The organism is Sphingomonas arabinosi (assembly GCF_036663715.1).
Classification (GTDB): domain Bacteria; phylum Pseudomonadota; class Alphaproteobacteria; order Sphingomonadales; family Sphingomonadaceae; genus Sphingomonas.
The window spans coordinates 35,748-48,217 of sequence record NZ_JAXOJN010000007.1; the positions used below are offsets into that span (position 1 = coordinate 35,748).

Here is a 12,470-nt window from a genome sequence, read left to right on the forward strand (position 1 = left end):
TCGGTCTTCACCGACACGGCATCGCATCACCAGATGTGGACGCGCTGCGCCGGTGCCAGATACAGTGCATTATCGGGCTTCACGTCGAACGCGGTGTACCAGGCGTCGACGTTACGGACGATGCCGTTGACGCGGTAGAACGGTGGCGAGTGCGGATCGGTCAACAGTCGCGCCCGCGCCGCACCCTCGCGCAACTTGGCCTGCCACGCCTGCGCATAGGACAGGAAGAAGCGCTGGTCGCCGGTCAGCCCGTCGATCACCGGTGCCTTGCCGTGGACGGCCTGATACTTTTGATACGCGGCATAGGCCGTCTCGACACCGCCGAGATCGCCGATGTTCTCGCCGAGCGTCAGCGCACCCTTCACACGCACGCCGGGGATCGGCTCATACGCATCATATTGCTTCGACAGCGCGGCGGTACGCTGCGTGAAGGCGGTGCGAGCCTCCGGCGTCCACCAGTTCTCGAACTTGCCCGATGCGCTGAACTGGCTGCCCTGATCGTCGAAACCGTGGCCCATTTCGTGACCGATGATAGCGCCGATCGCCCCGTAATTCACCGCGGCATCCGCCTTCGGATCGAAATAGGGCGGCTGCAGGATCGCGGCCGGGAACGTGATCTGGTTGTTGAGCGGATCGTAATAGGCGTTCACCGTCTGCGGCGTCATGCCCCACAGCGTGCGGTCCACCGGCTTGCCGAGCCGCGACAGTTCGAGCTGATGCTGGAACTCGCCCGAACGGATCGCATTGCCAAGCGGATCGCCGCGCACGACCTTCAGCGACGCATAATCGATATACTTCACCGGATGACCGATCCGCGGATCGAACGCGGCGAGCTTTGCCAGCGCCTGCGTCTTGGTCGCCGGGTCCATCCAGCCGTTCGCGCCGATCCGCTCCTTGTACGCAGCACGCAGATTGGCGATCAGCTCACCCATCTTCGCTTCGCTCTCGGGCGGATAATGGCGCTTTACATAGACCTCGCCGACGGCCTCGCCCATCGTGCCGTTGACCATCGCGATGCCGCGCTTCCACCGTGCGCGCTGTTGCGGCTGATCGGCGAGCGTCTTGCCGTAGAAGTCGAAGCTCGCCTGATCGAACGCCTTGGGCAGCACGTTCGCGCTGGACGAGGCGAGGCGGAACTTCATCCAGTCCTGCCATGTCGAGACGGGCGTGGTCGCGTACAGCTTGCCGATTTCGGTCAGCGCAGTGGAATTGGTCATGTAGACGATCGGGAACTGGCTGTAGCCCGCGGTCGACAGCAGCAACGGCCAGTCGAAGTCCGGCGCGAGCGCCTTGCGACCGGCGGCATCCATCGGCTTCAGCATCGCCTTCAGATCGCGCGACTGGACGGGCGACCACTGAACCTTGGCCATCGCGGTTTCGAGCGCGACGATCCGGTCCGCCTTGGCCGACGCATCCGGTATGCCCGACAGAGTCAGGATCTTCTCGACATACGCGCGGTACGCGGTGCGGAAGGTGTCGTACTTCGGCCCCTGCTCCAGATAGTAATCGCGCCCTCCCATGCCGAGCGAGCCCTGCCCCGCGGCGACCGCATAGCGCTTCGGATCGGCGGGATCGGGCAACTGACCGACCTCGACCGGCGCGGCATAACCGACCGTCGAGAACAGGACTTGCAGCTTCTGCTTGTCGGTCGCGGCGTCGATCTTCGCGAAATAGGGCTTCAGCGGTGCGGCACCTGCGCGCTCGATCGCCGCCTCGTCCATGAAGCTCGCATACAGGTCACCGAACTGCTTGGCACCGGGGCCGACCGCCGCCGGATCGCGTGCCGCGTCGTCCAGGATCGTGCGGACCTGTTGCTCGGCCTGATCCGCGAGAATGACACTGCCGCCGGCGGACGTGCGATCCGCGGCGATCTCGGTACGCTTGTTCCAGCTGCCGTTCGCATAGGTCCAGAAATCGTCACCCGGCTTCACCGACTTGTCGGCGGCGGTGAGATCGATCCCGAAACTGCCATAGCGAGTCCCGGCGGGAGCGGCGGTCTGTGCGAAGGCCGACGTCGACAACGTGAGCGTCGCGGCGCTCAGCAACAGCCGCGAGATAGGATATGACGGCATCGTAACTCCATGATCGAAGGACGGTTCGAACCGGGATTGGAACAGGTCGGATCCGAAAAATCCAGACCGATCTTACGGTTCGAGGGCGGATGCCGAACAATATGCGTCCGTTTCCGACGCATCGGGTCGGGCAAGGCTGGCCGCGGCTTTCGATCGGCACGATCCAGCCTATTTCTGTGGTATGGACGAATTGACGCTCAGCGTGGTCGGCATCGACTTTCCCAACGCGGACAAGAGCAAGAGCAACCGGCGTATGGAACTGCTGCTGTGCGTTCCGGGCGAGTCGGTCGAACTGCGGCGCGAACCGAAGAACCCGCATGATGCCAACGCGGTCGCGGTATTCAGCCTGCGCGGCGTACAGATGGGCTATCTATCGGCCGAGCGCGCACCCTTTATCGGCCGGCGCATGCAGCAAGAGGACTACGCGGTCGTCTTCCAGGCGCTCGCCGGCAGCATGGGCTACGTCCGCATCCGCTTCGCCGGCGGTGCGCCGACCTTGCCGGAACCGGTCGAGTCCGCGCCGCGCTCACGCTCCGCACAATACGATCCCGACATTTTCTATCCCGATCCCGACGGCCCCGAATGGGGTGCCTGAGCCGCGTCAGATACCCTGAGCGGTAACGATCCGACCCGTCGCCTCAAGATCCCGCGTCAGGTCCGCCAGACACCGATCGACCAACGCCTCGTCCGAACTCCGCACCACGAAGTTCGCACCCGTCTTCCCATCGCGAAAGAACGGGTAGCTGCCGATCGCGACACCCTCATGCGTCTTCTCCGCATCGCGCAACAGGTCCGCGACCTCGCTCTCCGCGACCCAGCAGCCGATCGTTTTCGACACCACCGGCCGCCCGCCCTCGAGCGTCCCCGTCAGTGCGTCGAGCATCCCAGCCGTAATATGCGGCACGCCCGCCATGATGAAGATGTTGCCGATCTTGATCCCCGGCGCGCCCGACACCTTGTTGTCGATCAGGTCCGCCCCGACCGGCACCCGCGCCATCCTTGCGCGCGCATCGGTAAGTCCGCCGCGCGTCGCGTAATACGCCTCCAGCACCGCCATCGCGCGCGGATGATGCTCGACCGCGACGCCCAGCGCCTCGGCGATCGCATCGACGGTGATGTCGTCGTGAGTCGGCCCGATTCCGCCGGTCGTGAACAGGTAATCGTTGCGTGCGCGGAGGATGTTGACCGCCTCGACGATCGCCTCGGTCTTGTCTGCGACCACGCGCACTTCGGCGAGGCGGATGCCCTGCACGTTGAGCCAGGCCGCGATCTGCGCGACGTTCTTGTCCTGCGTGCGGCCCGACAGAATCTCGTCGCCGATGATCGTCAGCGCGGCCGTCCAGATGCGTTCCTCTACCATGCCCCTCGCATAGCCTCGCAAAACCGCGCCCGCCACGCTATATCGCGCGTCATGACCGAATATGTAACCGTCACATCGGACCAGCCCGACGCGCGCACCGGCGCCATCAAGCTCCACGGCCCCGCCGCGTTCGAAGGCATGATGAAGGCGGGCAGGCTCGCCGCCGAGACGCTCGACATGATCGTGCCGCACATGGTGCCCGGCGTGACCACCGCCGAGATCGACCGGCTGATCTACGACTTCATCATAGCCGGCGGCGGCGTCCCCGCGACGCTCGGCTATCGCGGTTACACGCACAGCGTCTGCATCTCGATCAACCACGTCGTCTGCCACGGCATCCCGAGCGAGAAGACGCTGAAATCGGGCGACATCGTCAATGTCGACGTGACGCCTTTGCTGGACGGCTGGCACGGCGATACGAGCCGGATGTACCTGATCGGCGACGTGCCCATCAAGGCGCGCCGCCTCGTCGAAGTCACCTATGAATGCCTGATGATCGGCATCGAGCAGGCGAAACCCGGCAACCGCATGGGCGACGTCGCCAACGCGATTCAGCGCCATGCCGAGAAGCATCGCTACGGCGTGGTCCGCGATTTCTGCGGCCACGGCGTCGGCCGGCTGTTCCACGACGCCCCCGAAGTCGTCCATGTCGGCAAGCCCGGCACCGGCCCCGAACTGCGCCCCGGCATGATCTTCACGATCGAGCCGATGATCAATATCGGCCGTCCCGACGTGAAGCTGCTCGACGACGGCTGGACGGCGGTCACGCGCGATCGCTCGCTCTCTGCGCAGTTCGAGCATTCGATCGGGATTACCGAGACCGGCTGCGACATCTTCACGCTCAGCCCCAAGGGCTACACGCAACCGCCATACGTCTGAGCGGTTTGACGCACCGCTTGGCATTTCGGCTATGGCTGCGGTGACAACACCGGAGCATTCGCGCCCTGCGGGGTACGGGCCTGCGGGGTACGGGATCGTACGAGAAAACGACCCAAGATTTTACGGTCGGCATCCGACAATTGAAATGCGTCGGCGATCATTCGATTCTGCTCGTTAAGTTCCACCCTGGCCCTCTCCGCCGCATAAGCTTTGGCGAGAGCTGCCAACTTCGTTTTGTCCGGTGTATCGAGCGCGAGCTGTTCGCCGATTTCGCGGTCGATCCGGTCGAACGCTGACAAATCCTGCTTTCCTCCGCGTGCGACGGATAGCCGGGCCCACGTCTCCGTCCCCGCCGGAGACATCCCTACGAGGCGGGTCATGCCTCGCGACGCCTCCAGTATCGTCTCGGGCGAGAGTTGCACGGCACATGCCGTCCCCGTGACGGCGACGATCCCGGCAATGGCGAAGGTGAGCGCTTTGATCCGCATCGTCGCAGGCTAGGTCGACGTCGGTGCGCGAGCAAGCTCATCGAATGAAAACGATGCGTCCTCCCTACGTGACGAACGCGTCACACCCCGCTAAAGCCCGCCCCATGACCGAGATCACACCGCAGATCGTCGCCGACCACGGCCTGTCCCCCGAAGAATATGAGCGCGTCCTGCGCGCCATCGGCCGCGAGCCGAACATGGTCGAGCTCGGCATCTTCTCGGTCATGTGGTCCGAGCATTGCAGCTACAAATCCAGCAAGATCCACCTGATGAAGCTCCCCACCAAGGGACCCCGCGTCATCTGTGGCCCGGGTGAGAACGCCGGCGTCGTCGATATCGGCGACAACCAGGCGGCGATCTTCAAGATGGAGAGCCACAACCACCCCTCGTACATCGAGCCGTACCAGGGCGCCGCGACTGGCGTCGGCGGCATCCTGCGCGACGTCTTCACGATGGGCGCGCGGCCGATCGCCAACCTCAACGCGCTACGCTTCGGCCGCCCCGATCACCCCAAGATGCGCCACCTGATCTCGGGTGTGGTCCACGGCATCGGCGGCTATGGCAATTGCGTCGGCGTGCCGACCGTCGGCGGCGAAGTGAACTTCCATTCGGCCTATGACGGCAACATCCTGGTCAATGCGATGACCGTCGGGATCGCCGACCAAGACAAGATCTTCTATTCGGCCGCCAGCGGCATCGGCAATCCGATCGTCTATGTCGGCAGCAAGACCGGCCGCGACGGCATTCACGGCGCGACGATGGCGAGCGCGGACTTCGGCGAGGATTCGGACGCCAAGCGCCCGACCGTCCAGGTCGGCGATCCGTTCACGGAGAAGTTGCTGATCGAGGCCTGCCTCGAACTCATGGCGACCGACGTCATCGTCGCGATCCAGGACATGGGCGCCGCCGGCCTCACCTCTTCGGCGGTGGAGATGGCGTCGAAGGGCGGCGTCGGCATCGAACTCGTGATGGACGACGTGCCGCAGCGCGAGACCGGCATGACGCCGTACGAGATGATGCTCTCGGAATCGCAGGAGCGCATGCTGATGGTCCTCAAGCCCGGCCGCGAAGCCGAGGCCGAGGCGATCTTCAAGAAGTGGGAGCTCGATTTCGCGGTCATCGGCCGCGTCACCGACACCGGCCGCATGGTGCTGACGTTCAAGGGCGAGACCGTCTGCGACATCCCGCTCGGGCCCTTGGCCGACGAAGCACCGCTCTACGATCGCCCGCACGTGCCAACGCCCAAGCCCGCGCCGCTCGAAAACGCGCCGCATAGCAACGACATCGCCGCCGATCTGCTCACGCTGATGGGCTCGCCCGATATCGCCTCGCGCCGCTGGATCTGGGAGCAATACGACCACATGGTCGGCGCCGACACCGTGCAGCGCCCCGGTGGCGACGCCGCGGTCGTCCGCGTCCACGGCACGCAGAAGGCGCTGGCGATGACCACCGACTGCACGCCGCGCTATTGCTTCGCCGACCCGGTCGAAGGCGGCAAGCAGGCAGTCGCCGAAGCGTGGCGCAACCTGACCGCGGTAGGCGCGCTGCCTTTGGCCGTGACCAACTGCCTCAACTTCGCCAACCCGCAGCGCCCAGAGATCATGGGCCAGATCGTCGGCTGCCTCGAAGGGATGAGCGATGCCTGCATCGCGCTCGACTTCCCGATCGTGTCGGGCAACGTCTCACTCTACAATGAATCGAAGGCCACGGGCGGTGGCTCGGCGATCCTGCCGACGCCCGCGATCGGCGCGATCGGTTTGCTGGCGGACTGGCAGAAGAATGCGACGATCGCGTTCAAGGGCTCGGGCGACATCATCCTCGCAGTCGGCACGCGCGGCGGCCATCTCGGCCAGTCCTTGTGGCTGCGCGAATGCCACGGTCGCGAACAGCTCGACGCCGGCCCGCCCCCGCCCGTCGATCTCGCCGCCGAGCGCCGCGTCGGCGACTTGATCCGCGAAGCGATCGCGTTGGGCCAGCTAACGGCAGTCCACGACGTCTCCGACGGCGGCATCGCGGTAACACTCGCCGAGATGGCGCTCGCGGGCGGCATCGGCGCGATGATCGACCGCAAACAGCCGTTCGACTGCGCCCGCGCGTTCTTCGCCGAGGACCAGGGCGTCTACATCGTGACGGTCGAGGATCATGCGCTACTCGACTTCCTCGGCGCAGCCCACGCCGCCGACGTCGAAGCCGAACCGCTCGGCCGCACCGGCGGCAAGCGCCTGATCTTCGAACGCCCCGACCGCGACGACGTGATCGCGCTGGACGCGCTGCGCACCGCGCACGAGGGGTTCTTCCCGAAGCTGATGGGGGTTGATGCGGCGTTGGCATGATAGGGGCGGCGGCGTACCGTCGTTAGAGTGCTTCAGCCGTCCCAACGCAAAGCAAAGCAAAGCAAAGCAACCACCCCGGCGAAGGCCGGGGCCCAACTGGGATAGCCACGGTAACGAAGCGCTGCCCTTCGCCATAACCGTCCCCCAATTGGGCCCCGGCCTACGCCGGGGTGGTTCCTATTTGGGAGCAAGCAAACAGTCCCAAACCGCACCATGTGTCCCCGCGAAGGCGGGGACCCAGTCTGGACTCCCGCCTTCGCGGGAGAACAAGGAGGCAGGAGACGCCGTCCGAATGATACCCCAGCTTCCGCCAGGGCGACGGGCCGAGCGCAGTAATCCCACCGCATACTCTATCACACCCGCCTCTAACACCGACCTGTCCTACACCACCACGATATGCCAGCGTCGGACCATGACCGAAGCATTCCCAGCCGACAGCACCACCAAGACAGGCCGACCGAGCCCAAGCGTACACTCAGTATCGCCCGCATCCGTCCGGCACACCCAAGGCCGTCACGCCCGCGTTGCAGCCAAGCAAAACCATGCCGCACTGCCCCCCCCACAACCCGACGAAATTGCTGCGCGAGCGTCTATACTTCCTATACTTCACTTTTCCCGCATGACCCCCGCCCCCACCGGAATCGCCAAATTCAGCCTCATCAGAGGCACTCCCATCATCGGCATTCCCCAGGTCAATATCCCCGCATTCCACCCCCTACGACGGTCCCACGAAATGCTGCGCGAGCGTCTATACTTTCTATACTTCACTCTGCCCGCATGACCCCCACCCCCGCCAGAATCGCCACGCTCGACCTCATCCGCGGCGTTGCCGTCATGGGCATCCTGGCCGCCAATATCGCCGCGTTCGGCTTCCCCGAATTCGCCTACATGACCCCCGCCTCGATGGGCTGGCCAAGCACGCCCGACCTGATCGCATGGACCACGACCTTCATCGTCATCGACGGCAAGATGCGCGGGTTGTTCTCGTTTCTGTTCGGCGCGTCGATGCTGCTGGTGATCGGCCGTGCGGAGCTGAGTGGCGAGGACCCGGCGACCGTCCACCTGCGCCGAATGGCATGGCTGTTCGTATTCGGCATCGCGCACCTGTACCTGCTGTGGTGGGGCGACATCCTCGCGCATTACGCGCTGGTCGGCGCGATCGCGTACATGTTCGCACGGTTGCCGGTTCGCTGGCTGGTCGTCGTCGGACTGGCCTGCATCGCGCTCCAGACGGTCGAACTCGCGACGCTCAGCGCGTACACGTTCGACCTGCAAGCCTCCGCGCACAGGCCCGATGCGACCGCGCGCGCGATAGCGAACTGGCAGTCGCTGGCGGATCAGTTCGGCCAACCCTCCCGTACCTCCATCGCGCGAGGACTTGCCATCGGAGGTGGCGGATGGCGGGAACTGGTCGCGTGGCGTTGGACGCACGCGGTCGGGCCGATCACGTCCCTGACCGCCACCGGCCCGGAGACGCTCGGGTTCATGCTGTTCGGCATGGCGGGCCTGCGATCGGGATTCCTCACCGGCGAATGGTCGAAGCGACATTATGCCGCGATCGCCGTCGCCGGAGTCGGAATTGGCTGGCTCGCCTATGCGGGCATAGCGACGTTCGACATCGCCCACGGGTTCGACGCGCGGTATGTCGCGCTGTCTTGGCTGGCCCTGGCCACGCCGTTCCGGCCCCTCACGATCATGGGCTACGCCGCGGCGATCATCCTGCTCGCTCGCCCCGGCGGCTGGTTGACGACCCGCGTCTCGGCAGCAGGCAGGATGGCGTTCTCCAACTATCTCGGGACGACCGTGATCTGCACGACGCTGTTCTACGGTTACGGGTTCGGACTGTACGGCGCATTGTCGCGCGCACAGCTCTATCTGGTGGTCGTGCCGATCTGGCTCCTGATGCTCCTCTGGTCGAAACCGTGGCTCGATCGATTCCGCTACGGTCCGCTCGAATGGCTCTGGCGCAGCCTGTCTCGGTTCGAATGCCAGCCGATGCGCGGTTCGGCGTTCGCGACCAGCCGATGATGCTATTTGCGAACAAGACGCAAAAGGGCTTGCGAGTGGTTCGCATTATCCGTATCCCCGGCTTACAGCTAGGGAGATCCCATGGTCGTCTGCGTTTGCAATGCCATACGAGAATCCGACGTTCGCAACTGCGCACGCGGCGGTTGCACCACACCCTGCCAAGCCTTTCGTTCGATGGGCCGGAAACCCAAATGCGGCCAGTGCGCGTCGATAGCGCGAGCGATTATCGACGAGGAACGCGCCGCTGCATAAGCGTCGCAACAGCTAAGAAACCGCAGAAATCCGCCGTTTTCGGGTTGCGGTTACAGTGACGCCAGCGCTACATGTTCGTCAGAGGTGACGGAGATATGGCCATGCGCGGCGACCCCCAAGTAATCGAATATCTGAACGAGGCGCTCAAGAACGAGCTGACCGCGGTCAATCAATATTGGCTCCATTACCGGATGCTCGAGCATTGGGGCGTCTACAAGCTCGCCCAGTACGAGCGGATGGAATCCATCGACGAGATGAAGCATGCCGACTGGCTGTCGGAGCGCATCCTGTTCCTCGATGGCCTGCCGAACTTTCAGCTGCTCGGCCGCCTCCGCATCGGCGAAACCGTCGAGGAAGTCCTGAAGTCGGATCTGGCGCTCGAAGTCGAGGCGACGGTCCAGCTAAAGGGCGCGATCTCGTACTGCGAAGAGGTCAAGGATTACATCAGCCGCGACCTGTTCGCCCGCATCCTCGCCAGCGAGGAAGAGCATGTCGACACGATCGAGCGCCAGTTCGAGATGATCGCGCGGATGGGTATCCACAACTACATCCAGCTCAACTCGATCTCGGAACATGATTCGCCCAAGGCCGGCGCCGCGCCCAATCTCAAGGGCTGATCCGCCCCCCGTCATCCTGACGAAAGTCAGGATCCAGAGCCATATAAGACGACGTCCTTGGCTCTGGATCCCAACGTTCGCCGGGATGACGGACGTATTTAAGGCGGAGAGACACTCGGCGGCGTATCAGTCCCCGCCGAACCCCGTCGGCACAGCACGACGACCGAAGCCGCCGCTGGCGGCCGGCTTGCGGACGACGACCGGATTGGCCTCGCGCTCCAGCAACGTCAGTGTCTCGACAAACAATGGCCGCAACCGGACGATATGCTCCAGCGCCTCGTCCGGCGTATCCTGCATCTCCAGGCAGTCGCGCGCGATGACTTCAATCGCTTCGGCCAGATCGGCCAGCGGTTCGGCCCCAAACTGCCGCGCCTCGACCTTCAGCGTGTGCGCAGGAATCACCATTGCCGCCGCGTTCAAGCCGCGCATCGCCGCTTCGATCCCAGCAACTGACTTGACGCCGTCCTCGCGAAAATACCCGAGGATGCGGCCAAATTCCGCACCCAACTCGGTGCGGGCCTGCACGAACGCCGGCCAATTTAGCAGGGTGCTTCCCTCAAACGACACCGTCGCCTTCTCCCCGTTAAGCAAATAGCGTCATGAAGATGTAGGCTGAACCATACCCTATCCGGGTAAACACAGTCTTGTCATACTAAACACAAGTTATGACAAAGGTTTGAGAAGACTCATCCGAAACGATCTCTATCGTCGCATTGGCCGAGGCCGCGACGGCCGCGAGTTCGGTTGGCGCCTGCGGGTCGTCGGCGATGATCGCGACCGAGCGCTCGCCGCTACGAAGAGCCTTGGCTAGCCGCACGGCGGGCCAAGGGCAGCGCATGCCCCTGGCATCGATACGAACCACGCCGGACACCGGCGCCTAGTTGCCGCCGCCACCCCTGCCATTATCGTCATACGGGTTCTTTGGCGCACGGAACATCAGGCGGACCGGTACCGCGCCGAAGCCCAAGTCCTTGCGCATCGAGTTGACCAGATACCGCTCATAGCTCGCCGGTAGCTGATCGACGCGAGTGCCGAAGATGACGAAGCTGGGCGGACGCGTCTTGACCTGCGTGACGTAGCGCATCTTGATACGCTTGCCGCCTGGGGCCGGCGGCGGCGTCGCCTCGATGGCGCGCTCGAACCAGCGGTTGAGCTCGCCGGTGCCGACCCGCTTCGACCACGCGTCGCGGGTGTCGAAACAGGCCTGCAGCAACTGGTCGATGCCCTTGCCGGTCGCGCCGGACACGGTCATCACCGTGACGCCCTTGACCTGGCTCAGGCCGTCTTCGAGCGCGCGCTTGACGCCGTTGAACAGCGACGAGGCGCTCTCGGCGATATCCCATTTGTTGAGCGCGATGACGAGTGCACGGCCCTCCTGCAGCACCTTGTCGGCAATGCGGAGATCCTGAGCCTCAAGGCCCAGCGTGGCGTCGAGCAGCAGCACGACGACCTCGGCGAAGTCGACTGCATGGAGCGCGTCCTCGACCGACATCTTCTCAAGCTTGTCCTGCACCTTGGCGCGCTTGCGCATGCCCGCGGTGTCGATCAGGCGAACCTTGCGCGCTTCGCCACCGGTCGGGTGCCAGTCATAGTCGACGCTGATCGAATCGCGCGTTATGCCGGCTTCGGGGCCGGTGATCATGCGGTCTTCGCCGAGGATACGGTTGACGAGCGTCGACTTGCCCGCGTTCGGACGGCCGACGATCGCGAGCTTCAGCGGGCCTTCATATTCGTTGTCGGGCTCTTCCTGGGGCAGCTCTTCCTTGCCTTCGAGCAGCGGGAGCAGGCCTTCGAACAGGTCACCCATGCCTTCGCCGTGCTCCGCCGAGAGCTGGACCGGGTCGCCGAAGCCGAGCGCGAGCGATTCGAGGATGCCGTCTTCGCCCGCGCGGCCCTCGGCCTTGTTGGCGACGAGGATGACGGGGACATCGGCGGTGCGGAGCCAGCGGGCGATCTCCTCGTCGAGCGGCACGATGCCGGCGCGCGCGTCGAACAGGAACAGCGCGACGTCGGCCTGCGCGACGGCCGCCTCGGTCTGCTGACGCATCCGGCCTGGGAGCGTCTGCGCGTCGTGATCTTCGTAGCCGGCGGTATCGATGATGCGGAATTCGAGGCCGATCAGCGACGCGTCGCCCTCGCGCCGATCACGCGTGACGCCGGGCCGGTCGTCGACCAGCGCGAGCTTCTTGCCGACGAGGCGGTTGAACAGGGTCGACTTGCCGACATTTGGGCGGCCGACGATCGCGACCACGGGGAGTTTGGACATGGCAGGCCCTTAGCGCGTGTCGCGGCAAAGGTCACCTATGTCCCTCGCCCCTCTGGGGAGAGGGAAGAAGGAGCCGCAGGCGACGGAAGTGTGAGGGGCGTTGTGGTGAGCTTTTCGAGCCTCACTCCCCTCACCCTTCCCCGCGCAAGTGCGCCGGGCCCCTTCCCTCTCCCCG

At 64.7% G+C, this 12,470-nt stretch carries 12 protein-coding genes; 6 read left to right on the top strand and 6 right to left on the bottom strand.

Annotated features, from left to right (window positions below; genetic code table 11):
• Nucleotides 1-26 precede the first annotated feature (26 nt).
• On the bottom strand, nt 27-2,072 hold the full coding sequence (locus U1708_RS12770; RefSeq protein ID WP_332746251.1) for a M13 family metallopeptidase: 2,046 nt from the start codon (nt 2,070-2,072) through the stop codon (nt 27-29).
• 181 nt (nt 2,073-2,253) lie between these two features.
• On the opposite strand from U1708_RS12770, the gene U1708_RS12775 reads away from it, so the two are divergent.
• Nucleotides 2,254-2,667: an HIRAN domain-containing protein gene (locus tag U1708_RS12775; protein ID WP_332746252.1), complete on the top strand. Its 414-nt coding sequence runs from the start codon at nt 2,254-2,256 to the stop codon at nt 2,665-2,667.
• A gap of 6 nt (nt 2,668-2,673) precedes the next feature.
• On the opposite strand, the gene U1708_RS12780 is transcribed toward U1708_RS12775, so the two are convergent.
• Nucleotides 2,674-3,432, bottom strand: coding sequence for a competence/damage-inducible protein A (locus tag U1708_RS12780; protein ID WP_332746253.1), 759 nt, complete (start codon nt 3,430-3,432; stop codon nt 2,674-2,676).
• A gap of 51 nt (nt 3,433-3,483) precedes the next feature.
• Here U1708_RS12780 and map point away from each other — a divergent pair, with 51 nt between their 5' ends.
• Nucleotides 3,484-4,311: a type I methionyl aminopeptidase gene (gene map / locus U1708_RS12785; RefSeq protein ID WP_332746254.1), complete on the top strand. Its 828-nt coding sequence runs from the start codon at nt 3,484-3,486 to the stop codon at nt 4,309-4,311.
• A gap of 29 nt (nt 4,312-4,340) precedes the next feature.
• Here map and U1708_RS12790 read toward each other — a convergent pair whose 3' ends face one another.
• Complete coding sequence (locus U1708_RS12790) at nt 4,341-4,799, bottom strand: hypothetical protein (protein WP_332746255.1); 459 nt, start codon at nt 4,797-4,799, stop codon at nt 4,341-4,343.
• A 104-nt stretch (nt 4,800-4,903) separates the two neighbouring features.
• Between U1708_RS12790 and purL the strand changes: the two genes are divergently transcribed.
• The 4 genes from purL to bfr all read left to right on the top strand — a co-directional run bounded on the left by purL (nt 4,904) and on the right by bfr (nt 10,029).
• A complete protein-coding gene (purL, locus tag U1708_RS12795) occupies nt 4,904-7,132 on the top strand; it encodes a phosphoribosylformylglycinamidine synthase subunit PurL (protein ID WP_332746256.1) in 2,229 nt (742 codons plus the stop codon).
• A gap of 777 nt (nt 7,133-7,909) precedes the next feature.
• Nucleotides 7,910-9,160: a DUF418 domain-containing protein gene (locus U1708_RS12800; protein ID WP_332746257.1), complete on the top strand. Its 1,251-nt coding sequence runs from the start codon at nt 7,910-7,912 to the stop codon at nt 9,158-9,160.
• 81 nt (nt 9,161-9,241) lie between these two features.
• On the top strand, nt 9,242-9,412 hold the full coding sequence (locus U1708_RS12805) for a (2Fe-2S)-binding protein (protein ID WP_307084162.1): 171 nt from the start codon (nt 9,242-9,244) through the stop codon (nt 9,410-9,412).
• A 101-nt stretch (nt 9,413-9,513) separates the two neighbouring features.
• A complete protein-coding gene (bfr, locus tag U1708_RS12810; RefSeq protein WP_332746258.1) occupies nt 9,514-10,029 on the top strand; it encodes a bacterioferritin in 516 nt (171 codons plus the stop codon).
• Between the two features lie 126 nt (nt 10,030-10,155).
• On the opposite strand, the gene U1708_RS12815 is transcribed toward bfr, so the two are convergent.
• From U1708_RS12815 to der, 3 genes are all read right to left on the bottom strand, one after another.
• Nucleotides 10,156-10,596, bottom strand: coding sequence for an Hpt domain-containing protein (locus U1708_RS12815; RefSeq protein ID WP_332746259.1), 441 nt, complete (start codon nt 10,594-10,596; stop codon nt 10,156-10,158).
• 85 nt (nt 10,597-10,681) lie between these two features.
• The gene (locus tag U1708_RS12820) at nt 10,682-10,891 is read right to left on the bottom strand and encodes a sulfurtransferase TusA family protein (protein ID WP_332746260.1); all 210 of its coding nucleotides are present in this window, start codon (nt 10,889-10,891) and stop codon (nt 10,682-10,684) included.
• A 15-nt stretch (nt 10,892-10,906) separates the two neighbouring features.
• Nucleotides 10,907-12,295 (bottom strand): ribosome biogenesis GTPase Der, encoded by a 1,389-nt coding sequence (gene der / locus U1708_RS12825; protein ID WP_332746261.1) that lies wholly within the window; start codon nt 12,293-12,295, stop codon nt 10,907-10,909.
• Between the last annotated feature and the right edge of the window lie 175 nt (nt 12,296-12,470).

Excerpts from the sequence above, each read along its gene's own strand:
- purL (WP_332746256.1), top strand. The coding sequence starts at position 4,904 with ATGACCGAGATCACACCGCAGATCGTCGCCGACCACGGCCTGTCCCCC.
- U1708_RS12805 (WP_307084162.1), top strand. The coding sequence starts at position 9,242 with ATGGTCGTCTGCGTTTGCAATGCCATACGAGAATCCGACGTTCGCAAC.
- bfr (WP_332746258.1), top strand. The coding sequence starts at position 9,514 with ATGCGCGGCGACCCCCAAGTAATCGAATATCTGAACGAGGCGCTCAAG.
- der (WP_332746261.1), bottom strand. The coding sequence starts at position 12,295 with ATGTCCAAACTCCCCGTGGTCGCGATCGTCGGCCGCCCAAATGTCGGC.
- map (WP_332746254.1), top strand. The coding sequence starts at position 3,484 with ATGACCGAATATGTAACCGTCACATCGGACCAGCCCGACGCGCGCACC.
- U1708_RS12775 (WP_332746252.1), top strand. The coding sequence starts at position 2,254 with ATGGACGAATTGACGCTCAGCGTGGTCGGCATCGACTTTCCCAACGCG.
- U1708_RS12790 (WP_332746255.1), bottom strand. The coding sequence starts at position 4,799 with ATGCGGATCAAAGCGCTCACCTTCGCCATTGCCGGGATCGTCGCCGTC.
- U1708_RS12770 (WP_332746251.1), bottom strand. The coding sequence starts at position 2,072 with ATGCCGTCATATCCTATCTCGCGGCTGTTGCTGAGCGCCGCGACGCTC.
- U1708_RS12800 (WP_332746257.1), top strand. The coding sequence starts at position 7,910 with ATGACCCCCACCCCCGCCAGAATCGCCACGCTCGACCTCATCCGCGGC.
- U1708_RS12780 (WP_332746253.1), bottom strand. The coding sequence starts at position 3,432 with ATGGTAGAGGAACGCATCTGGACGGCCGCGCTGACGATCATCGGCGAC.